The 21,256-nt window shown below is 62.4% G+C and carries 20 protein-coding genes; 9 read left to right on the top strand and 11 right to left on the bottom strand.

Going from position 1 to position 21,256, the window contains the following annotated elements; genetic code table 11:
- Positions 1 to 11 precede the first annotated feature (11 nt).
- Both VKT51_05680 and tsaD read right to left on the bottom strand, forming a co-directional pair.
- Positions 12 to 1,097 carry a TlpA disulfide reductase family protein gene (locus VKT51_05680; protein HLJ83646.1) on the bottom strand — a complete coding sequence of 362 codons (1,086 nt, stop codon included), beginning with the start codon at positions 1,095 to 1,097 and terminating at the stop codon, positions 12 to 14.
- A 19-nt stretch (positions 1,098 to 1,116) separates the two neighbouring features.
- Positions 1,117 to 2,133 (bottom strand): tRNA (adenosine(37)-N6)-threonylcarbamoyltransferase complex transferase subunit TsaD, encoded by a 1,017-nt coding sequence (gene tsaD, locus VKT51_05675; GenBank protein HLJ83645.1) that lies wholly within the window; start codon positions 2,131 to 2,133, stop codon positions 1,117 to 1,119.
- A gap of 33 nt (positions 2,134 to 2,166) precedes the next feature.
- Between tsaD and VKT51_05670 the strand changes: the two genes are divergently transcribed.
- Positions 2,167 to 2,568, top strand: a complete 402-nt coding sequence (locus tag VKT51_05670) for a hypothetical protein (GenBank protein HLJ83644.1) — start codon at positions 2,167 to 2,169, stop codon at positions 2,566 to 2,568.
- 57 nt (positions 2,569 to 2,625) lie between these two features.
- On the opposite strand, the gene VKT51_05665 is transcribed toward VKT51_05670, so the two are convergent.
- Genes VKT51_05665 through VKT51_05655 form a run of 3 tightly spaced genes read right to left on the bottom strand, consistent with a single transcriptional unit; the run spans position 2,626 to position 6,121 of the window.
- Positions 2,626 to 3,207, bottom strand: a complete 582-nt coding sequence (locus VKT51_05665) for a trimeric intracellular cation channel family protein (protein ID HLJ83643.1) — start codon at positions 3,205 to 3,207, stop codon at positions 2,626 to 2,628.
- 38 nt (positions 3,208 to 3,245) lie between these two features.
- Complete coding sequence (thrS, locus tag VKT51_05660; GenBank protein HLJ83642.1) at positions 3,246 to 4,985, bottom strand: threonine--tRNA ligase; 1,740 nt, start codon at positions 4,983 to 4,985, stop codon at positions 3,246 to 3,248.
- Positions 4,982 to 6,121 carry a methyltransferase gene (locus tag VKT51_05655; protein HLJ83641.1) on the bottom strand — a complete coding sequence of 380 codons (1,140 nt, stop codon included), beginning with the start codon at positions 6,119 to 6,121 and terminating at the stop codon, positions 4,982 to 4,984. Before VKT51_05655 ends, thrS begins: the two co-directional genes overlap by 4 nt.
- 116 nt (positions 6,122 to 6,237) lie before the next feature.
- On the opposite strand from VKT51_05655, the gene VKT51_05650 reads away from it, so the two are divergent.
- Together VKT51_05650 and VKT51_05645 are read left to right on the top strand one after the other, a co-directional pair.
- Complete coding sequence (locus VKT51_05650; protein HLJ83640.1) at positions 6,238 to 6,828, top strand: hypothetical protein; 591 nt, start codon at positions 6,238 to 6,240, stop codon at positions 6,826 to 6,828.
- Positions 6,821 to 7,669: a hypothetical protein gene (locus VKT51_05645; protein HLJ83639.1), complete on the top strand. Its 849-nt coding sequence runs from the start codon at positions 6,821 to 6,823 to the stop codon at positions 7,667 to 7,669. Before VKT51_05650 ends, VKT51_05645 begins: the two co-directional genes overlap by 8 nt.
- Before the next feature lie 133 nt (positions 7,670 to 7,802).
- Here the strand turns inward: VKT51_05645 and msrB are convergent, their stop codons facing one another.
- Entirely contained in the window at positions 7,803 to 8,261 is a 459-nt protein-coding gene (msrB, locus tag VKT51_05640; GenBank protein HLJ83638.1) for a peptide-methionine (R)-S-oxide reductase MsrB, read from the bottom strand.
- Between the two features lie 89 nt (positions 8,262 to 8,350).
- Between msrB and VKT51_05635 the strand changes: the two genes are divergently transcribed.
- The 6 genes from VKT51_05635 (at position 8,351) to VKT51_05610 (ending at position 16,183) form a co-directional block, all read left to right on the top strand.
- Entirely contained in the window at positions 8,351 to 9,172 is an 822-nt protein-coding gene (locus VKT51_05635; protein HLJ83637.1) for a hypothetical protein, read from the top strand.
- On the top strand, positions 9,169 to 10,629 hold the full coding sequence (locus tag VKT51_05630; GenBank protein ID HLJ83636.1) for an APC family permease: 1,461 nt from the start codon (positions 9,169 to 9,171) through the stop codon (positions 10,627 to 10,629). The genes VKT51_05635 and VKT51_05630 overlap by 4 nt, the downstream gene beginning before the upstream one ends.
- A 44-nt stretch (positions 10,630 to 10,673) precedes the next feature.
- The gene (locus tag VKT51_05625; GenBank protein HLJ83635.1) at positions 10,674 to 12,245 is read left to right on the top strand and encodes a S53 family peptidase; all 1,572 of its coding nucleotides are present in this window, start codon (positions 10,674 to 10,676) and stop codon (positions 12,243 to 12,245) included.
- 29 nt (positions 12,246 to 12,274) lie between these two features.
- Positions 12,275 to 13,813, top strand: coding sequence for a S53 family peptidase (locus VKT51_05620; protein ID HLJ83634.1), 1,539 nt, complete (start codon positions 12,275 to 12,277; stop codon positions 13,811 to 13,813).
- Positions 13,814 to 13,944: 131 nt separating this feature from the next.
- Positions 13,945 to 15,189 (top strand): ammonium transporter, encoded by a 1,245-nt coding sequence (locus VKT51_05615; GenBank protein ID HLJ83633.1) that lies wholly within the window; start codon positions 13,945 to 13,947, stop codon positions 15,187 to 15,189.
- A gap of 40 nt (positions 15,190 to 15,229) precedes the next feature.
- Positions 15,230 to 16,183 carry a hypothetical protein gene (locus tag VKT51_05610; GenBank protein HLJ83632.1) on the top strand — a complete coding sequence of 318 codons (954 nt, stop codon included), beginning with the start codon at positions 15,230 to 15,232 and terminating at the stop codon, positions 16,181 to 16,183.
- Positions 16,184 to 16,186: 3 nt separating this feature from the next.
- Here VKT51_05610 and VKT51_05605 read toward each other — a convergent pair whose 3' ends face one another.
- The 5 genes from VKT51_05605 to VKT51_05585 all read right to left on the bottom strand — a co-directional run bounded on the left by VKT51_05605 (position 16,187) and on the right by VKT51_05585 (position 21,256).
- Positions 16,187 to 18,898 carry an adenylate/guanylate cyclase domain-containing protein gene (locus VKT51_05605; protein HLJ83631.1) on the bottom strand — a complete coding sequence of 904 codons (2,712 nt, stop codon included), beginning with the start codon at positions 18,896 to 18,898 and terminating at the stop codon, positions 16,187 to 16,189.
- A 157-nt stretch (positions 18,899 to 19,055) separates the two neighbouring features.
- Positions 19,056 to 19,496, bottom strand: a complete 441-nt coding sequence (locus tag VKT51_05600; GenBank protein HLJ83630.1) for a hypothetical protein — start codon at positions 19,494 to 19,496, stop codon at positions 19,056 to 19,058.
- Positions 19,497 to 19,607: 111 nt separating this feature from the next.
- Entirely contained in the window at positions 19,608 to 20,432 is an 825-nt protein-coding gene (locus VKT51_05595; protein ID HLJ83629.1) for a UbiA family prenyltransferase, read from the bottom strand.
- Positions 20,433 to 20,437: 5 nt separating this feature from the next.
- Positions 20,438 to 20,800 (bottom strand): hypothetical protein, encoded by a 363-nt coding sequence (locus VKT51_05590; GenBank protein ID HLJ83628.1) that lies wholly within the window; start codon positions 20,798 to 20,800, stop codon positions 20,438 to 20,440.
- Between the two features lie 12 nt (positions 20,801 to 20,812).
- The gene (locus VKT51_05585) at positions 20,813 to 21,256 is read right to left on the bottom strand and encodes a hypothetical protein (protein HLJ83627.1); all 444 of its coding nucleotides are present in this window, start codon (positions 21,254 to 21,256) and stop codon (positions 20,813 to 20,815) included.

The following is a 21,256-nucleotide window of genomic DNA, read 5'->3' as shown; positions in this document are numbered from 1 at the left end:
CTGTCAGATCTCTACCGGCTCGGCTTCGATTGTAACGTGAAACTGTACGTGCCGGGCGTGTCGCTTTGCCCGCTCGCTGAAACCGCAAACTTTCCGGCGATGGGAGTCTTGCTGGAAGTGCTGTAGAGAACTATCCCCGAGGCCGCGTATCCGCCTTGCGAACCGGAAACATCCTGCGCGGTCATCCGTTCCGAAATCGTCTCCCGGCCGCCCCCTTTCGATGTCGAAAGCGCAAACCGAACGCTAGTGGCGAAACCTCCCGTGACCGACGAAACCGTCGACTTCGATGCCGCCTCCTGTTCGAGCTCGTTCGCAAAATATGGCAGTACGAGTCGCGATAGCGGCGGCAGCCGCTGCGAGCCGAAGTCTATCGTACCGTCGGCCGCGATCGAGCCGACGGCGGAGGCGACGGTTCCAAGGTCCGCCCATTTCTCCGTCACTCGCACGCCCAACGAACCGTTACTGTCGTCGATCACGATCACGGTCAGAGCACCGCGATCGGATCCGGATGCGATGTCGTAGCGCATCGTGCGGATCACGGCATCCCCCTCCACGATGTCGCCCTCCTGTCGGAGTGCAACAGAGCGCAGTATGTCGGAGAGGTCTTTCGCGTCGGTCTCGCCGCCGGTCAGACGATAGGCGATGATGCCGTCCGAGTCGAGAACGAGAGTGGTCGGGATGGCCTTGAAGCCGTACGCCCTGTACTCGTCACCGTTCCGGTCAAGAGCAAGCGGGTACGTCGTGGCGGAGTAATGTTTGGCGAAATCGCCTACGACGGAGTCTTCTTCCGACACGTCAACGCCGAGGAAGTCGATATGCGACGAAGCAAGCACCGGGGCCGTCTTCACAAAGATCGGCATTTCATCTTGACACGCCGGGCACCAGCTCGCGAAGAAATTCAGGAGCACGGCGTTCCCGCGGTAGTCGCTGAGTCTGACGGTGCGATTGTCCAAAGTTGGGAGCGAGAAATCTGGGGCACGAAATCCGACGGCGACGGCGACCGGTGCGGAGCCGCTGGAAATACCCGAACTCCACGTCGAGGCGTGGGCGCTATGCGGCGGCGCGATCGAGAGTGCGAGAAGCAATGGAGCGATCATCGACGTCACCTCTATGCCTTTACCATGCGAAGTTGGGATCTGCGCGCAGATCGTCCGGATTGACGCGTGCGAGATCGCCGCGATAATAGGCGGCGCACGCGATCATCGCCGCGTTGTCTGTGCAGAAGGCGAGCGGCGGCACAAGGACGCGCAAGCCCTCGGCTTGGCCGAGCGCACGCAGCTGCGATCGGAGAAGCGAGTTTGCGGACACGCCGCCGGCCAGGGCGATCGTCCGCACTCCCAGAGCCCGAGCGGCGCGAAGCGTTTTCGCGCACAACACATCGACGACGGCGGCTTGGAAGCTCGCGGCGACATCGGCGGCGCGCAGTTGCGCATCCTCAGGATGCGCGTCGAGGTGATAGCGGACGGAAGTCTTGAGTCCGGAGAACGAGAAGTCGAATGTGGAATCGTCCATGAGCGCACGTGGAAAGCGAAACGCGCGCGGATTTCCATCGCGCGCCAGCGCGTCGAGCAGCGGGCCGCCCGGGAAGCCCAACCCCAACAACCTCGCTACTTTATCATACGCTTCGCCTGCCGCGTCGTCGAGCGTCCGCCCGATGACGCGGTGATGACCGGGCTCTTGAACCTCGATGAGATCGGTGTGTCCGCCTGAGACCACGAGGCAGACGAAGGGGGTCTCAGGCGTCGCGCGGTCGGGCTCGTCTGGATCGGTGAGAAAGTTCGCGAAGAGATGGCCGTGCAGGTGATTGATAGCATATGCCGGCAGGTCGCGCGCAAAGGCAAGCGCTTGGGCCGCGGCCACGCCGACAACGAGCGATCCCGCGAGGCCGGGACCGCACGTGACAGCAACTCCGTCGATGTCGTCGAACGTGCGGTTGGCGCGCGCCAACGCCGCTTCGATCACGGCATTCACCGTCTCGACATGTTTTCGGCTGGCGATTTCCGGCACGACGCCGCCATATTCGCGGTGGAATTCATCTTGGCTGGCCAGAACGTTTGACTCCGCGATCCGGCCATCCACGACTACCGCCGCGGCCGTGTCGTCGCACGAGGTTTCGATGCCGAGCAAACGCATGGGATTTCGATTCGAGAGCCGCACCTCGTGCCCTTGACGGCGCATCGGTCGGCACACCTTCGCGCGGGTCTGCTCTCGTTAGTCCTGCTCGTCGCGACGTTGCCGCACGTGCTGGAAGACTTTGAATTCCGCGAGCCGGCGCGACTCGGTGTTTCGGTCTGGGCGGCCGTTATTGTGCTCTGCGCGGCGTATGCGGTGCAGATCTTCGGCGCGGTGCTCTGCTTGCGCGGCTCGATTTGGGGACTGCGCTTGGTCATTGCCACATCGTTGGTCTGGGCCATTGGTGCGCTTGCCATTCATGCGCCGGAGATCGCCGCCGCCGGCGTCTCGTGGCGCTTCGGGTTTACGTCGATCGCAGACGTGGTTCTCATCGTGACGCTTGCCGCTGCTACCACGGTTCTCGGGCTCTCCGCGGCAAAACGTCGGCCGCTTTAAAGAAACGAGGGCCGACTGACGTCGGCCCCTTCATCGGCCCTTCGGTAAGATTGTGCTCTAGCGCGGGAGGGGGAGCGTGATGTTGAAGCGGATCGCGGCAAGTCTCAGCGCCAATGTGACGAGCACACCCGAAGGAACCGCGATCTCCGCCGCGACGCCGGCTCGATCCAGTACCATGAAGACGAGCGCTCCGAACAAGGCGCACGTCGCATAAAGCTGCGTCCGTGCGAATACCGTCGGGATCTCGTTGCAGATGACGTCACGCAGCACACCGCCGAACACGCCCGTGATCACGCCCATGAGCAGCGCGATGAAAAACGAAACGTTGCTCTCCATCGCATACGTCGCTCCAGTAACCGCGAAAAGGCCGAGCCCGAGCGCGTCAGGTATCAGGATTGCGCTCTTCGCGAGGCGGGTAGATCGCAAGCTGTAGAAAGAGACGACGGCGATCGCGAATATATAGATCGCATAACGCTGGTCCTGGATCCAGAAGATCGGATAGCGGTCGAGTAAGACATCGCGAACGGTCCCACCGCCAACCGCCGTGATAAAAGCGACGGCGGCGGCACCGACGACGTCCATATCCTTCCGTCTGGCCTCGATGACGCCCGAGATGGTGAAGGCGCCAAGGCCAAGCACGGAAACCGCCGAGGCGAGCTGATCGAGCGACAGCGCGATCAGGCGCGCGCCGCCACCTCTGCGGCGAGCTCGGCGACGAACGATTCCAGCGTCATCGTGCGCTGCTCACCGGAGCGAGCCCGGATGTTGACCGTTCCGTCGGCGGCCTCTGTCTTGCCGACGACGATCATGTACGGGATCTTCCGCAATTGCTGCGTTCGGATCTTTTTCTGCAATCGTTCGTTCGAGGCATCGACTTCGCTGCGGAATCCGCCTGCGAACAGCGTCTCATTGATACGGCGCGCGTAGTCGAGTTGGCCGTCCGTGATCGGCATGACGACGGCTTGGATCGGCGCGAGCCACGCCGGAAACGCGCCGCCGAAGTGCTCGATGAGCACGCCGAATAGCCGCTCGAGCGAGCCGAGAAGCGCCCGATGGATCATCACCGGCCGGTGATCCGTTCCGTCTGCGCCGGCGTACTTCAGATCGAATCGCTCCGGAAGATTGAAATCGGCTTGAATGGTCGAGAGCTGCCAATCTCTCCCGATCGCATCTTTCACGTTGATGTCGAGCTTCGGTCCGTAAAAAGCGCCGCCGCCCTCTTCGATCTCATAGGCAAGGCCGACATTGTCGCATGCCCGCTTGATCGCGTTCGTCGCACGCTCCCAAACCTCGGGTTCGCCGATCGCCTTGTCCGGCCGCGTCCCGATGGAGAATCGATACTTCTCGAATTTGAACGCGTTGAGAACGGTGAGCGCGGCATCGGCCGTGTTCTCGAATTCTTGCTGCAGCTGCTCCGGCGTGCAGAATAGGTGCGCGTCGTCTTGCGTGATCCCTCGGACGCGCAAGAGTCCATGGAGCGTCCCCGATCGTTCGAAACGGTAGACGGTTCCGAACTCGGCGAGACGCAAAGGCAGATCGCGATACGAGCGCGGCTGCGATTTATAGATGAGGATATGACCGGGGCAGTTCATCGGCTTGAGCCGATAGCGCTGTTCGTCGACCTCGATCGGCGCGAACATGTTCTCGGAGAACGACTGCACGTGGCCGGAAATCCTGAAGAGCTCTTCGCTGACGACGTGCGGCGTGTAGACGGGTTCGTAGCCGCGCTTTCTCAACTCGCCGCGAATGAACTCCTCGAGGACCTGACGCACGCGCCCGCCATTCGGATGCCAGAAGATCAGTCCGGGGCCGGCTTCCTCCTCGATCGAGAAAAGGTCCAGCTCCTTTCCGAGTTTGCGATGGTCGCGGCGCTCGGCCTCTTCCATCTGCGCAAGGTGTTCGTCAAGCTCCGTCTGCGTCGCAAACGCGGTTCCGTAGATGCGCTGGAGCATCGGCCGATGCTCGTCCCCGCGCCAGTATGCACCCGCGAGAGAAGTAAGCTTGAGAGCGCCTACCTCCTTGCTTGACGCGACGTGACCGCCCCGACACAGGTCCGTGAACTCGCCGATCGTGTAAAGCGAAAGGGGTTCGTTCGCGGGGATTCCGTCTATGAGCTCGAGCTTGAACGGTTGATTTCTATCCTTATAATATGCGATCGCCTCGGACCGGCTGACCTCGCGGCCTGCCATCGGGAGATTCTTATCGACGAGTTCTCGCATGCGCTGCTCGATCCGAGGCAGGTCCTCCGGCACGAACGGCGCGGGTTTGCGAAAATCGTAGTAAAAGCCATCTTCGATCGACGGACCGATCGCAAGTTGAACGTCAGAGCCGAACAGATCGACGACGGCGTGCGCGAGCAGGTGCGCCGCCGTGTGGCGAAGCTGATCGAGGTCTACAGCGGCCCGGTCTGCGCTCATGCGTTGTTCGTTCGTAGGCTCGAGCGCACGCCCCTGGGAACGGCTTCGATGATGGACTCCGGCGCAGATGTCGGCACGATCCGCTGAATGACAAAGTCTTCGCTTTCGAGCAGCCCGCGGAATTCCGGCTCCGTGCGTTCCCGTCCGCTGAGGACGAGCAGCATCTGGATGTCGGCGAGCTTGCCCTGAGCAAATCGGTTATCAGCTCGCCCGAGGACGACGTCCACCACGAGCAGTCGAGAATTCGGGCGCATTGCGCGGCGGCAGTTGCGCAATATCGCGCGACAACGCGCATCGTCCCAGTCATGCATGACGTGGCTGAGCAGATAGGCGTCGGCGTTTTCGGGAACCCGATCGAAAAAGCTCCCGGCTTCGACCGTGCAGCGATCGGAAACGCCGGCGCGCGCGAGTGCTGCCGCGGCGGTCGCCGCCGCATGCGGTAAGTCGAGGAGGACGCCGCGCAGGCGAGGATGCTTGGCCAGCAGATGCGACAAGAACAACCCGTTACCGCCGCCGATATCGGCGAGCAGCCCGACTTCCCCGAAGTCATACGCGCGTGAGACCGCGGAGACGTGCAGCGATGCGACTGAGGTCATCGCTTCATCGAAGATCCTGGCAACTTCCGGTTGACCGGCGGCATATTCGAAGAACGGCGCGCCGAAGATCTGGTCGAACGAAGGCCTCCCGGTCCGCAGCGTGTATTCGATGTGCGAGTATGGTTCGGTCTGCCACGGCTGGCCGTTGTAGACGAGCATCGCCCGCGCGCTGTCGGGAACATCCGAACGAAGGCGCTGACCGATCGGGGTCAACGAAAAGAGTCCTGACCGATCCTCGTGAAAAACGCCGTAGCCGCACAGCAACCGCAACACGCGATAGAGTGACGGCGCATGAAGACCGAGATCGTCTGCAAGCTGCTGGGCCGATAGCGGCATCTCGGCCAGACGATCCGCGACGTTGAGACGCGCGATCGCGCTGAGACACTGCGCCGTCCACAGGGCCGTGCTCAACTCGAACAAATAGAGTTGCGGGGGCACGATCGCGCGGCGCATCGAGCCCAACCATCGATGCGTCCAGCTGACGATGCGCGCCAGCCACGCGGGCGGCGATTTTACCGGTTTCGGACCATCGACGGACATGCGCGATGCGGTTCGGTCGTGTTCAGTTGCGTTCCCGCGATGCCGCGCTGCTCCACCGAAAGGCTAACAACGTGACGCCGCCGTAAGGCCGCGTGGCTTCAAGTCAGAGAAGGGCCATGAAGATGTTTCTTTCAGATCCGCCGGCGGATGACGCCGTCCAAACGCTCCTACAGCAGGCGCGGTCCGATGACGGCTATGTCATGAACTACGTGCGGCTTTGGGCGTGGCGGCCAGACGTGCATCACGCCTATTCTCACGCGCGGCAGCTTCTCGCGTCGCAAACGCGGCTTTCCGCACGCGAAGTGGCGATCCTCAATTCAAGCACGGCGTCGCGCTTGGGTGATTCGGCTTGCTCGCTTGCGTGGGGTTCCAAACTCGCCGACTTGTGCGACGATGCGAACGCGGCGTCGCTCTTGCGAGGGGAGGACGCCCCGGCATTCACGGTGCGCGAGCGGGCCTTGAGCACGTGGGCTGCGGCGGTGACCGCCGATCCGAACAGCACGACCCGCGCCGACATCGACGCGCTGCGCGCCGCCGGACTATCGGAACAGGATATATTCGATGCGACCGCCCTTATCGCGTTTCGGCTTGCTTTTTGCACGGTGAACGATGCGCTCGGAACGCCGCCAGATTTGCAACTCGCGCAAGACGCACCGCCAGGCGTTCTCGCGAGCGTGACGTTCGGCCGCAAAGCAGACCATGCCTGACTACACATTTGTGACCTACTCCGATCTGCCCGATCTCGATCCAGACGACCGATTGGGCGCGGACGAGCTCGAGCGCCGCGGCTTTTCGGTCAAAACCGCGGTCTGGACCGACGACGAGGTTGATTGGGCGCGAGCCGGCACCGTGATCATCCGCTCGACCTGGGACTATCATCAACGCTTCGATCAATTCATGCGCTGGCTCGATCGCGTCGGCGCAGTCACGCAGATCTGGAATCCGCCGAGCGTGATCAAGCGCAATGCAGTGAAGACGTATTTGCGCGATCTCGACGCGCGCGGTGTGCCGATCGTGCCGACGGAATGGATCGATCCGGCGGGGCCTGTGGATCTCGATAAACTTCTCGCGCGGCGCCGCTGGCGCAAAGCAGTGATCAAACCCGTGGTCGGCCTGGCGACATCCGGCGTACGTATCGTCGAAGCGGGAGATCGAAGCGCTCGGCAGCACCTTGATGCGCTTCTCACGACCGGAGCTGCGATGGTGCAGCCTTTTCTCGAGTCCGTGCACACGTACGGCGAACGCGCTCTCGTCTATCTCGACGGCGTTTATTCTCACGCGGCGAGCAAGGAGGCGTTCCAGCGCCTGGCCGTCGTCGGCGGAGCCGGCGAAGCGGCGGTCGTCGCCACGCCGCAAGAACGATCTGTGGCAGATAAGGCGATTGCAACGCTCGAGGCGCGCTGCCTGTTCGCTCGCGTCGACGTGGTGCCGGACGACGCCGGAAATCCGATCGTGATGGAGTTCGAGCTCATCGAGCCGACGTTGTTCCTATCCCTAGCCGACGGCGCTCCGCAGCGCTTCGCAGATGCGGTCCTCGCCTTGCGTTGATTCGGTGTGGGGCGGACCTTCATGGTCCGGGGGCGGGCCATAAAGGCCCGCCCTACAACGCCACCGGCGGGCCATGAAGGCCCGCCCTACAACGCCGCGGCGGGCCATAAAGGCCCGCCGTACAATTGGATCGTCAGGCGGGGATGAACTTCAACGCCAGGCCATTCATGCAGTAGCGAAGGCCGGTCGGGGCTGGGCCGTCGTCGAAGACGTGCCCGAGGTGGCTGCTGCAGCGCCGGCAGTGAACTTCCGTGCGGTCCATCATGAACGAACTATCTTCTCGCGTCTGGACCGCGTTGGGCAGCGGCTTATAGAAGCTCGGCCAGCCGGTGCCGCTATCGAATTTTGTCGTAGAAGAGAAGAGGGGCAAGTCGCATCCGGCGCAGTCGTAGGTGCCCTTGCGAAACTCCTGGTCGAGCGGGCTTGAGAATGCGGGTTCCGTGCCTTGCTGCCGCAGGATGTCGTACTGCTCCGGCGTGAGCAGTTTGCGCCACTCTGCATCGCTGTGAGTGACCACAGCGTGAGGGTCGGAAGGGGCGGCGCCGAGCGCGAAAAGCCCGGCCGCAGCGATTAAGAACGTGGATCTCGTCATCGTGTCCTCAGGCATCTCTTGCAGAACCTATCTACCAAATATACGAATCGCGTGCGGGTTTGGATGCATGGAAGGCGAACGAAAGGCCCATGAAACGCATGTTCATCGTGCTGTGCGCTTCGCTATTTGCATGCGCTGCGCCGGCATATCCAGACCAGATCACCGCTCAATCCGGCGGCGTGCGAGCCGTCGTCCAGTACGCGCATGCGCAACAGTCGTTGATGGTCGACCTGCAGCGAATTCGCATCACCCGCGACGGCAAAGTGGCGTACGATGGCGCACCGCCTGGCGGATTCACGCAGGCCATCCTCGACGCCCTTCCGGGCCAGCCTCTTCTGGCCGTTCGGGAATTGGATGACGAAGGCGAACCGGAAGTCGTGCTTTCGACTTTCACGGGCGGCGCGCACTGCTGCTTCGGCGTGGTGATCTACGGTTACGATCGCCAAGCCGGCACATATCGCGAGGTCACGCGCGACTTCAGCGACACGGGCTTTGAACTGAAGCAGGTCGGAGAAATTTCCTATCCGCAATTCTTCAGCGGCGACGCTCGCTTCGCATATGTGTTCACGAGTTACGCAGCATCGGCATTTCCGATACAGATCTGGCGCTATTCGGCCGGAGATCTGATCGAAGTGACACGCTGCTATCCTGCGCTCATCGCGGCACAGGCGGCACGAAACTGGACGGCGGCCGTGGAAAACCAGAAAGCCGGCGAGCCGGTGACCGGCGTTCTTGCGGCTTACGCCGCCGACGAATACATGCTCGGCGTCGGCCAGCAAGCGATCAAGAAGATCATGAAGACCGGCTACACGGATATCACCGACGACTACGCCGAGCGTCTCGCCGCGTTTCTCTCTAACAACGGCTACGTGGGCACAGCCGGCCCATCGTGCGGTAGCCGGGCGCGTTGATCGGCGAAGATGCCGCCGTCGCAGACGACGCGAACGCGACAAAAACTCTTCGTCACGACGCGCTCAGCCGATTTGACTCCGTACTCGTCGCCATCGCCGGAACGGCGCCCGCCAATGCGATAGCGGTCAGCACGGCGGCGCTCGCGGTTGCGGTGGGTGTATACGGACCCGGTTCGATTCTGTTCGGCGCGATCGCGATGTTCGGCATCGCGATCGCGTTTTTCTACCTCAATGCTTGGCGCTCGGATGCCGGCGCGAGTTACGCATGGGTCGGCCGCAGCCTCAATCCGGTGCTGGGGTTCATGGCCGGGTGGTCGGTGCTGATCGCAAATCTGCTCTTCATGGTCGCGGGTTCGCTGCCCGCGGCGTCGGCCACGTTGTACTTATTCGCGCCGCAACTCGCGGACAACGTGCTAGCCGTGACGCTACTCGGCGCCGTGTGGTTCGTCTTCATCGCCATCATCGTCTTGGTCGGGATACGCACGACCGCGCAGTTCCAGAAGATCGTCACGAGCATCGAAGTGCTCGGCGTTGCGTTCATCGCTATCGTCGGCATCATACGCGGCGTGATGTCGCACGCCGGGCATTTTTCCGTCACGTGGTTCTCTCCGCTCGGCAGCGGATCGCTTTCATCGTTCGTGGCGGGCATGCTCGTCACGCTCTTCTACTTCTGGGGCTGGGATGTCAGCGCGAATCTCGCCGAGGAGACCAAGGATAGAAACCGGACACCGGGCGTCGGCGGACTGTTGGGCATGGGGGTGATCCTCGCGCTGTTCGTCCTGACGCAAGTCAGTATGCAACTCTCGCTCTCGACTACGGCCATCGCCGCCGCGAACACCAACGTCCTCGAACGATTTGCCGATGCCATCCTTCCCCGTCCGTGGGGAGATATCGCCGTGCTCATCGTCATCGTCAGCACGATCGGCACACTGGAGACATGTCTTCTCGCGGTGAGCAGAACGATGATGTCCATGGGCCGCGATCGCGTGATCAGCACGCGATTCGCCGACCTGCATCCGCGCTTCGCCACACCCTGGTTCGGAAGCATCGCGTTCGCATCGATCGCGCTTTTGCTCTTCGCGATCGCTGCCGTTAGTCCGAGCGTCAACGCGCTGCTCATCGCTTCGGTCAATGCGATCGGCATCCAGATCGCGATGTACTACGGCCTCTCGGGATTTGCGTGCGCGTGGTACTACCGGAAAACGTACGCGAACGACCACGCGGCGTTTTGGCTGCGCGGGATCTGGCCTGTTTCCGCGGCGGTGTTCTTGTGGGTGGTCAGCATCGTGCAGATGACCGGAGCTTCCTGGCAGGCGAATTCCGTGACGGTCGGCCTGTTGTTGCTCGGTATCGTGCCGCTCGTGACATACCGGGTGAAATATCGGCCCGATTTCTATCGCGACCCGCTCGAAATCGCGCCCGTTCAGCTCTCACGCACGAACGCCGACGCCGTTTAGGCATAATGACTCATGTCAGCGCTACGGCAGTTGCCTACAATGAAATGAACGGAATCGTGGGAGAACCAGAAGAGATGCTTATCACCCGATGTGTTCGCCATTCAGCCGCCTTCGCGGCGTTGCTTCTCTTGATGGTCGTGGCGAACCCATCGATCGCACGCGCCGGCGCGGCTGCCGGCCCGATAGACTTTCGCTCGTACGCTATCGGAAGCGTGAACGGCGCGGATCGCAAGTATTTCACGGTGCACCTCGTGCCGGGTACGTCTGCTCGACAAGCCGAGCATATCGCGGCGTTTTTTCGCCGCAGCGGCCTCACGATCAACACCGATTCTCAGGATGATATTTTATTCGCGAGCGGTACGTACGCGCAGGCCGGCGCCGCAGCGCATGTCACATTCGTGCGCGCCGCATATCTCGGACGCCGTTTTATCACGATTGCCGGACGCGAGACGTATCCTTCGGATATCGCGGCGCACATCATGGCGACGACGCTTGCCGACGGACCCACCGCGCGCGTGTCGTCGTTTGCGAATCCAAACGGGATAGAGGTCGGGCCGGCGTCGGGGTATGGTCCGTCGGACATCGCATCCTACTACGATTACGGCTCCATCGAGTCGCTCGGCCACGGCGGAGGCGGAACGAATATCGCCGTCGTTCTGTGCGGTGGGATCTATCCGCCAGACGTCCAGAGCTACGAGAACTTCTTCGGGCTTCCCACGAATGTGCCGAAGGTCGTTCCCGTCGACGGCGGATCCAGCGGAACGTATTTCAACACGACGGGCCAGGTCGAGCTCATCTTCGCGACAGCGAACTCCGCCACGGTGACCGCCTATATCGTACCTTCGGCGTGCACGTACGGAGACATCGCGGACGGCGTGGCGAAAGTGCTGGCGGACGACAGCACGACCAAATATGAAGCGCTCGTGATCGGCTACGGAGATTTCGAGGACGCGTACCACTCGTTCGGCGGTGACGGTTATGTCACCGCAGAGGATGCGGATTTCGCCGGCCTCGCCGCCAAAGGAACCACGACATTTGCGAGCAACGGGGACGCCGGCGCCTTCAGTTATCTCACCGCCGGCGATGTCGGCGTGTTCTTTCCAGGCTCCGACCCGAACGTCGTCTCGGTCGGGGTGACGATGGCAGTCGCATCGTCTTCATCGCCGCCCAAACGCAGTTTCGAGCCGGCGTCGTATATCAGCGGCGGCGGCGTGAGCGCGAAGTTCACCATCCCGAAGTGGCAGAAGGGCATTCCCGGCATCGCAAGCGCAACCATGCGCAACGTCCCCGACGTGTCGTTCAACGGGGATTGTCAATTCGAGTACTACGTGCTCTATGCGGGCAGCCGGTACCTCGCGTGCGGGTCGGTGTTCGGCGCCACGCAATGGGCCGGACTGCTCGCGCTGGTCGACGCAGGCCGCGCAAACGCCCTCAAGTCACCGCTCGCAAATGTTCCGGGGAAACTGTACGCTGAACGCAAGGTCAGCGGCTTGTTCACCGACGTCACGGTGGGGTGCAACGGGATCTACTGCGCAGCCTCCGGCTACGACAATGTGACCGGGCTCGGCGTGCCGGATGCGAGCATTGTGTACTCGACACTCGTAGGGTTGCCATGATGCGCGCGCAAGAGAAGAAGGGAAGAGCGATGCGTTCCACCACCGTTGCGGCGGCCGCTATGCTGGCCGCGGCGTGGTTCTGCTGCGCTGCGCCGGCAGATGCGCGCCCCGTCAGCGCGAGCATCGTGCGCGTCGGCGGCGTAGCGGCCGGAGCCGAGAAATACTTCACGGTCAACCTGCAGCCGAATGCCGGCATCTTAGGCGAACGCGCGGTCACGCGCTATTTCGAGCGCTTCGGGCTTTCGGTGCAATCGTCACCGGATCACACGATCCTCTTCGTGCACGGAACATACGGGCAGGCGGCCGCCGCGGGCAGCACATCCTTCGCCGCGTACGCATCAAAGAATCAGCGCTACGTCGGCCTCGCCGCGCCGGAACGCTACCCCGCAGCCGTCGCTGGATTTATCCTCGACACCACGATGAACGAAGGTCCCGCGGCGATGTCCGCAGGTATGGCGATTGGCGGCGGCGGCGTGGCTCCGCCTGGCGGTTATTCGCCGGCGCAGATCGCCGCGTATTACGATATCCAGCCGATCTACAGCGGCAACGTGTTCGGCGCAGGCGTGAGCGCGGCGGTGCTTGCGTGCGCCACGATCACACCGGCTGATATAACCAAATTCGAAAGCAATTTCCACTTGGGCACGAACATCCCGACGATCGTGTTGGTGGACGGCGGCACGACCGTGACCGATCTCGAACCGACGGGCGACGTCGAGCGTCTGATCGGCACCGCCCCGAAGGCGAGTGTCACGCTGTACGTGGTCCCGAACGATTGCAGCTTCGGTCATCTCGCCGACGGCTTTGCGAAAATCGCCGCCGACGACGCCACGGCGCACTATGCGGTGGTGAGCCACTCGTACGGCGCAACCGAAGACGACTATGATTTTTACAAGGCTGACGCCGATCTCACGGCTGAAAGCGCCGACATCGCGAGTCTCAACAAGCAGGGCAGCACGGTGTTCGCCGTATCGGGCGACTGGGGCGCCTACGAACCGTTCAATCAACAGCTGAACGTCGGCGAGGTCGACCCTTGGTATCCTTCGTCCGATGGCGGTGTGATCTCCGTCGGCGGCACGACGGCGACGTCCGTCTCTCCCACGAATCCCACGCGTCTCAAAGAGATCGCGTGGGGGATCAGCGGGGGCGGCGTCAGCGGCAAATTTGCGATCCCGAAATGGCAAAAGGGAATTCCGGGCGCCGCAAGCACCACGATGCGCAATGCGCCGGATGTCTCTCTCGATGCGGACTGCGGCACCGGCTACGCTGCCGTCTGGACGCCGCAAGGCGGTGTGCAGGGCAACTATTGGTTCTGCGGCACGAGTTTTGCCGGCCCGACATGGGCGGGGATGATCGCGCTTGTCGACAGCGGTCGGATTGCGGCTCAAAAGAAGGTACTGACGAACGTCGCGAAGTTGCTCTACAACAAACGGAAGACGACGGGATTATTTCTTGGATTCACTGCCGGCACGAATGGATACTATCTCGTGCATTCCCCGTATAACGACGTGACCGGCCTGGGCGTACCGAACGCGGATACGATGTACAACACGTTTCTCGCGTTGCCGTGATCTCGACCTAGGATTTCGCCGGCCGACCGCTAAGCGCTTCGCCGGAATCAGTTGAAGCTGCACCCTCTGCGTTCGGGAGACTGTCTCTCGAGCGCCTCATTCTTGCCCGCTGCGAAGGCTGAGGAACGATCGTGACAACTCCGCTCGTCTCCGTCAATATCGGCAACACGGCATTCATGCTCATTTGCGCGAGCCTGGTCATGCTCATGACCCCAGGGCTCGCGTTTTTCTACGGCGGCCTGGTCGGTCGGAAAAACGTTCTGACCATCATGATCCAGAGTTTCATGTCGCTCGGATGGACGACCGTGATCTGGTACGCGTTCGGGTATTCATTGTGCTTCGGCCCGGACTGGCATGGCATCGTCGGCGATCCACGCTACTACGCGTTTCTTCACAACGTGACCCTGCAGACGATGTTCACCGGCAACAATGCCGGCATACCGCTCGTCGTGCATATCGCCTATCAGATGATGTTCGCGATCATCACGCCGGCGTTGATCACGGGTGCCTTCGCAAATCGGGTCACCTTCAAGGCATATTTCCTCTTTCTCACCGGCTGGCTGATCTTCGTATATTTCCCGTTCGTGCACATGCTCTGGAGCCCGGACGGTCTGCTCGCGAAGTGGGGCGCGCTGGATTTCGCCGGCGGCATCGTCGTCCATGCGTCCGCGGGATTCGCGGCGCTTGCTTCGGTCATCTTCATCGGCCGGCGCCATGTCATCGAAAACAAACCGCACAATGTTCCGCTGATCGCGCTCGGCACTGGCTTGCTCTGGTTCGGATGGTACGGCTTCAACGCCGGTTCGGAGCTGCAAGTCGACTCCGTCACCGCGGCAGCGTTTCTCAATACGGACATCGCCGCGTCCTTCGCGGCCATCACGTGGCTGTTCGTGGAATGGGCGTACGGTCGGCAACCGAAGTTCGTCGGCCTGTTGACCGGAGCGGTCGCGGGCCTTGCCACGGTCACACCGGCAGCCGGTTATGTCTCCCCGACGACGGCCGTGGTTTACGGCTTGCTATCGGGTCTCATCTGCTACTTCGCGGTGGCTCTGAAGAACAAGGCCGGATGGGATGACGCGCTTGACGTGTGGGGCGTGCACGGCGTCGGTGGATTCCTCGGCATCGTGCTGTTGGGCGTTTTCGCATCGCGCGCGTGGAATCCAAACGGCGCCGACGGTCTGCTGCTCGGCGGCGTGGCGTTCTTCGGCAAACAGCTGGTCGCAGCGACAGTGTGCAGCCTGTGGGCGTTCCTCTTCACCTACGGTATGCTGGCCCTGATCAGCCGCATCACGCAGACAAAAGTCAATCCGGCAGCCGAGGAGCGCGGACTCGACATCGAGCTCCACGGCGAGGAAGCTTATCCGATCGGTCTGTAGCAAGGCAAGCATCGCTTGCCCGCTCGAGAAGGGATACGAAATGTCTCATTTGGGGAACTCACGCGATCGCGTCCTATCGGCCTGCGCGATCGGCGTTTTGGCGTTCGGCTTGACGGTGGCCGGCATCAGCCGCGCGCACGCCGCACGTTGGGACGTCTCGCCGGACAAAGCGTGCTCTAACGGTTCGTCCTGCTTCAGCATCGTGCAAAACGGTCCCGGCGAAGGTATCGTTGCGGCGTCGCAGCTCGGAAACTCCTTTGAAGGACATTCCAAGAGTGGAAATGCTCTGTTCGGTGAGACCCACAATCTGAGCGGTACCACGAAGCACTGCGCGTCGGGTGTCATCGGGTTGGATCTCTCAAGCGACGGTGGGATCCTGAACTTCGGCGTGTCCGGCCGCTCATATCACGGCACCGGCGTGTTCGGCTCATCGGGAAGCGCGGCTGGTCTCTTCGGAGAATCGAAAAGCGGCACCGGCATATTTGGGCGCAGCGCAAGTGCGACGATGCCGGCGCTCGGTCTCCAGGCGACTGGCTCCGGTCCGCTGATGATCGCCACAAATGCAGGCGGCGGCCAAGCGCTCTCACTCGATCAAGGCGGCAACCTCACGATTTCGGGAGTCATCAAGACGGGCGGCTCGTGCAACGAGGGCTGCTCGCAATCGCGCAACGGCCACGGCGCACGTCTTGTCTCGTACATGCCGCGCGAGAGTTCGCCGACGATGGAAGATTTCGGCGAAGGGCAGTTGGTCAACGGCATCGCCGCGGTACGGATCGATCCCGCGTTCGCGAACGCGATCGACCAGAGCAGGGACTACCTCGTGTTCTTGACGCCGGACGGCGACACAAAAGGACTGTACGTCGCCGAGCGTTCGATTCGAGGTTTTGTCGTCCGCGAAAGCCAGGGCGGCCGCTCAAACGTGCAGTTCAGCTACCGCATCGTGGCTAAGCCGTTCGGGAAAGACGAACCGCGCTTGCCGATCGTCCAAGACTAGGGTTCAGATCAGGCGGGCTTCGGACACGGCCCGCTCTTCGGTCAGCGCCGCGCCGCTCGCAAGCCGGGCCTGCAAGTCGTCATCTGAGAATATGTCGGCGAGCTTGGCCCGGAGGCGCTCATACGTCATCTGTTCGCTCGTGTCGCGGTGCAAACCGAGCGCTGCATAGCGCGCTTCTACGAAGCCCAGCAACTGCGCGGCCTGCTCCGCAGCGCCGGACGCAACGGCGATGGATGCCAAATGCTGGATCGCGAGCGCGACGAGATCGGGGATTCTCATAGCGAGCGCGATCTCAAAACCTTGTCTCGCAGAATCGCGCGCTTCGGAAATCCGCTCGAGCATGAGGAAATACGCCGCGAGGTTGCAGTGCGCGACGCATTCGTTCAGCCGGTTCCTGTTTCTGAAGTAGTTGAGCGCCTCCTGACCGTACGTGACGGCCAGTTCGAAATTTCCATCAGCGAATTCCAGCTCCCCGAGGTTTGTCGCAGCACTCCCGATGCGAGGATCCAACGCGCGGCTCTCTTCGAGAAGCATCCGCGCCGCCTGCCGATTGCCGACAATCGTCTCGATGCTGCCGAGCGTGAGAAGAGCCGTCGCAACCTGGAAGTCGGTGCCGTGCGCGCGGTAGAGCGCCACGGCTTCAGTCTGCACACCGTTCGCCGCTTGATACTCGCCGAGGGCCCGACGCGCTTCCGCCTCGCTATGGAGCGCGCTCGCCGTCGCGAGCGGGTCGTCGAGCGCACGAAACGCCGCCGCGGAAGCGGCGGCAGTCGCGGTCCGATCGGGGCTGTCAGGCAGCACGTGCGAAAGCGCGAGTAAGATGCGTGCTTCGATCTCGGGGGAGTCCAGCCGGCAGAGCTTCGCTGCCTTAAGCCAGCGCGTGCCTTCGACTCGAAGCGCACGCCACCAGAGGATCGAAAGCCGTGCGGCGATTTCGCAACCGAGAGCCTCGTCGTGCCCATCGATCAGGGACCATTGCATCGCAGCGCGGAGGTTCCCGATTTCGGCCATGGCAAGCTCGGACGCGTCGTCGGTCTTGCCTTCTCGGATGAAAAGATGGTCGACGCGTCGCGCGACGTCGAGATAGATCCGAGCGTGCGCAGCCGAGGTAGCGTCGAATTCCCCGGTCCGGCGCAATTCTTCAACAGCGTAGGCTTTGGTCGATTCCAAGAGTCTGAAACGCTGCACGTCGCCTTTGATCTCGGCGTGGACCAGCGATTTGTCGACCAGCGCCGACATCAGGTCGAGCACTTCCCAATCGGCCGACTCATCTTCGCCGCAGATCGCCGTCGCTGCGTCGAGATCCCAACCGCCGCAGAAGATGCCGAGTTTGCGGAAGAAGGCTCGCTCGCGGTCGGCAAGCAGATCGTAACTCCAGCCGATCAGCGCGCGCATCGTCTGTTGCCTCGGCAACGCAGCTCGGTTGCCGCCGGTCAGAACGCGGAAGCGCTCGTCAAGGCGATCCGCGAGCTGGCGCGGGCTGAAGATCTTCACACGGGGAGCAGCGAGCTCGATCGCGAGCGCGATGCCGTCAAGGCTGCGGCAGATCTCCGCGACGGTCGGCGCGTTCTCACTCGTGAGTTGAAAGCGGGGATCAGATGCTCGCGCCCGCTCCGCGAAGAGCGCGATGGCGCTGAACGTCAGCGCATCTTCCAGCGTGAGCTTCACGTCTGCGCTCGGCATCGAGAGAGCCGGCATACGAAAAATGTGCTCGCCGTTTATCGCAAGAGCCTCACGGCTTGTCGCAAGGATCTTCACGTTCGGACAGTGACGTAAAATCGCGTCCGCCACTCGTGCGGCCTCGGCTACGACGTGCTCGCAGTTGTCCAAGATGAGAAGCGTTTTGCGCAGACGGAGGTGGTCCACTACCTCCTCAAGCGTGCTTCGACTCTCGCTCTCGCGGACGCCGAGCGCATTGGCCAACACGCTCGCAACGAGAATCGGATCGGCGATGGGCGCCAGGTCGGCAAACCATACGCCGTCCGGCGCGGATTCAAGCATGTCTGCCGCGACCTCGAGCGCCGCCCTCGTCTTGCCGATACCGCCCGTGCCGACAACCGTCGCGATCCGCGTTTCTTCCATCAACTTCCGCAGCGCAGCGACCTCGGCTTCTCGGCCGACAAAACTCGAGAGTTGGAGCGGGAGATTGTTCGGCAGCGAATCGACCGAACGCAGCGCGGGGAATTGTCCGCGCAGATCATCGGCGACCACCTGATAGACCTGCTCGGCATTTGCGAGATCGCGCAGCCGATGCGGGCCGAGATCGCGAAGCTGCACACGCGCAGACGGTGCACTCTTGATCAGACCGGCCGCCGCGCTCGAGAGGATGATCTGGCCGCCGTGCGCGATTGAAAGCAAACGCGCGACGCGGTTGACCGTGGGGCCGAAATAGTCACCGTCGCGCTCGTCTGCAAGTCCGGCGTGAACCGCCATCCGCACGGTCAATCCCCCGATAGTCTGCCAGTCCTCGGAACTCACCGCGCGCTGTGCGGCCATCGCCGCTGCAACCGCTTCCGGTACGCGGTGGAACGCCGCACAATATGCATCGCCGATCGTCTTGAATATGTGTCCGTCATGCGCAGCGATCGCCGCCTTCATGAGTTCGTCATGGCGGCGAAGCGCGGTCTGCATCGCTTCCGGATGCGACTCCCAGCGCTTCGTGCTGCCCTCGATGTCGGAGAACAGAAACGCGATCGTGCCTGATGGGCGCGGCATTGCTTCGGTTCGTCGTTTTCGGCTCGCGCGCTCTGGCATACGCAGCCACTGTTCGAGCGGCCTAGCGTGTGTTACTCCACATCGCAGATAGGTCCCGACTTTAAAAAAAAGGGCCGACTGGCGTCGGCCCCTTCAGATCAGTCGGCCCATCGATCAATCAATACGAGGACGCGGCTTGCGGCTTTGCGACGAACGAAAACGTACTGGTGAAAGGCGCAGTGCCATCCAAGTTCGTGTCCGGCATCGTCGTGGCGGTGCCGACGAGCGATCCGTCGGTATCGACGCGGCCGTAGATGTGCAGATCGGTCGAACCGGCGATGTCGAGCCAGTACGAACCATTCTGCTCTCCGCCCGTGACCGGCACGAAACTGCCGTCGTATTCCGGGATATAGTATCCGCTGATGATCCCATCCGGCGAGATGCTGAGCTGCAGTTTGCCGTCGTATTCACCAGCCGTCGGACCCGGCTGGACCTGCGTGATCGTCGTCGAGTACGTCGTCGGCGACGCCGCCAGCGCTGGGGTCACGGCCATCGCAAGAACCGCGGCGCACGCGAGGCCCGCTATCGCACCGCCATATTTCGTCAAGATCTTCGTCATGGTATCTAGGCTCCTTTTGAGGCCTATCGCCCCTGATCATGTATACCGTTTCTATCGACGACAGCACTGTACGCCAGATGAGAGGGCGGTAAGAATCTAGGAAGCGCCGGATTAAAGCTTGTGCATCAACCGCGCCGCGGTGAAGATGACGAATGCGCCGATGTAGACCAGTGAAGCTCGCGACAGCAGCCTGTCCGACCACGCCGCTCGAGCGCCGTAGGCGATCGCTGCGACGGCGACGAGCGCGACTGAAGCGCAGAGCGCAGGCCATTGCCGTAGGAGCGCGGTGATCGTCGCCAAGGCTAGCACGACAACGAACAACATCGCTCGCACGTATGCCGGACCGCGCGCGCGGATCAAAACGGGCACTGCCGCGGGATAGCGCAGTGACGATTCGGTGAGGGCGATCGACCACGTGTGGAGCGTCGTCCAGCAAGCGACGAGGAGAAAGATGAGGATCGGCACGGGTGAGAACGGCTTCCCGGATGCGGCCCAGATCGCCAGAACCGGTGCTCCCCACACGGCGCCGCCGAGAATCGTGTGGTACGGCGTGACCGGCTTGATCAGCCGCGTGTACACGATTGCATAGACGATAACGGCGAGAAGGGTGACGATTGTGACCGCAATGCCGGCGAGGAGCAGCAATACGGATGCGCAGGTGAGCAACGCGGCCGAAAAGACAAGCGCCGAAGCAGGCGTCACCGCACCAGTCACAAGCGGTCGCGAACGTGTCGATGCGCACGACGCGTCCAGATCGCGTTCGAAATACATGTTCAAAGCGTTGCCTGCAGCGGCCGCGGCGATGCCGCCGACGAGCGCCAAGACGACGCGCGGCCACTGCAATGCCGTGAGCGGCAACACGACCAACACTCCAAGCCCGGCGCTTGCGAGTAAGCGGTATAGCTTGGCGGGCTTTGCGAGCGCCAGTAGTGCCATCGTCGTCAGCTCGCCCGTATGCGTTTCAATAAGAGTGCAGCGGCGAGCGCGCTAAGCGCGCCGTGAAAGAGCGCGAACGCATCCCACGCTCGCACGATGTCGTATACGACCCAGAGCAAGCCGGCGAAGGTCGCAGCCGTGAGTCCGCCGATCGCAAACGCGGCGGACCGCCGAGTCGCAGCTCCGGCCAGAAGAACGATCGCGAGCACGAGCATCGCGACACCGAGCGCAAGCCGTACATCGTCGGGCATCCCGAGCACGCGCTCCATGGCCTTTGGGGTTGCGATATAGATGATGCCCGACATCAGCCAGGCTCCCGCTAGCCCGACCTGTGCGACCGTGACGAGCCACTTCGGCAGTATTTTCATAGAAGGCGACACCTACAATCCCGGCGCGTTCAGAACGGTATGACCCAGCGCCGTCAACACAAGCCCGATCATCGTCCAGAAATGCGCGCGACGAAGCAGCGGCCGGCGAGCGCACCTCTTTTGGGCAAGAGCAGCACCTATGACGAGCTGACAAAGTGAGAGGACAAGAGCGGCCGCTGCGAGCCAGATACCGGTTCGATCGAGTTGCGAGAACCCGCCGGCGCGCATCGCGTCGAGCGCGTGCATCACGATCACGCAGGCGATACCGTACCCCAACCACATGTGCGGGCGCATGCGCGCGAGCATCGCGCCGCCGCGTTCACCGAGCAGCCCTAGCGCATGCGCGAATCGCGTCGGCCGGAAGAGGTACGGGGTCACGATCGCCGCTGCGATGAGCACCCAGACGAGCCAGGCGCTCGCAACGGATAGGTAGATCAACGCAGAGGCTTCGGTCAC

This window comes from Candidatus Eremiobacteraceae bacterium (genome assembly GCA_035295225.1).
Taxonomy (GTDB): Bacteria; Vulcanimicrobiota; Vulcanimicrobiia; order Eremiobacterales; family Eremiobacteraceae; genus JABCYQ01.
Note: the sequence above shows the minus strand (reverse complement) of the source record. Positions and strands in the feature narration are given on the sequence as shown.

What these genes read in the sequence shown, in the direction of transcription:
- VKT51_05620 (HLJ83634.1), top strand. Translation starts at nt 12,275, where the DNA reads ATGCGTTCCACCACCGTTGCGGCGGCCGCTATGCTGGCCGCGGCGTGG.
- VKT51_05650 (HLJ83640.1), top strand. Translation starts at nt 6,238, where the DNA reads ATGAAGATGTTTCTTTCAGATCCGCCGGCGGATGACGCCGTCCAAACG.
- VKT51_05625 (HLJ83635.1), top strand. Translation starts at nt 10,674, where the DNA reads ATGAACGGAATCGTGGGAGAACCAGAAGAGATGCTTATCACCCGATGT.
- msrB (HLJ83638.1), bottom strand. Translation starts at nt 8,261, where the DNA reads ATGACGAGATCCACGTTCTTAATCGCTGCGGCCGGGCTTTTCGCGCTC.
- thrS (HLJ83642.1), bottom strand. Translation starts at nt 4,985, where the DNA reads ATGAGCGCAGACCGGGCCGCTGTAGACCTCGATCAGCTTCGCCACACG.
- VKT51_05645 (HLJ83639.1), top strand. Translation starts at nt 6,821, where the DNA reads ATGCCTGACTACACATTTGTGACCTACTCCGATCTGCCCGATCTCGAT.
- VKT51_05590 (HLJ83628.1), bottom strand. Translation starts at nt 20,800, where the DNA reads ATGAAAATACTGCCGAAGTGGCTCGTCACGGTCGCACAGGTCGGGCTA.
- VKT51_05610 (HLJ83632.1), top strand. Translation starts at nt 15,230, where the DNA reads ATGTCTCATTTGGGGAACTCACGCGATCGCGTCCTATCGGCCTGCGCG.
- VKT51_05655 (HLJ83641.1), bottom strand. Translation starts at nt 6,121, where the DNA reads ATGTCCGTCGATGGTCCGAAACCGGTAAAATCGCCGCCCGCGTGGCTG.
- tsaD (HLJ83645.1), bottom strand. Translation starts at nt 2,133, where the DNA reads ATGCGTTTGCTCGGCATCGAAACCTCGTGCGACGACACGGCCGCGGCG.
- VKT51_05635 (HLJ83637.1), top strand. Translation starts at nt 8,351, where the DNA reads ATGAAACGCATGTTCATCGTGCTGTGCGCTTCGCTATTTGCATGCGCT.
- VKT51_05595 (HLJ83629.1), bottom strand. Translation starts at nt 20,432, where the DNA reads ATGGCACTACTGGCGCTCGCAAAGCCCGCCAAGCTATACCGCTTACTC.
- VKT51_05600 (HLJ83630.1), bottom strand. Translation starts at nt 19,496, where the DNA reads ATGACGAAGATCTTGACGAAATATGGCGGTGCGATAGCGGGCCTCGCG.
- VKT51_05605 (HLJ83631.1), bottom strand. Translation starts at nt 18,898, where the DNA reads ATGCCGCGCCCATCAGGCACGATCGCGTTTCTGTTCTCCGACATCGAG.
- VKT51_05680 (HLJ83646.1), bottom strand. Translation starts at nt 1,097, where the DNA reads ATGATCGCTCCATTGCTTCTCGCACTCTCGATCGCGCCGCCGCATAGC.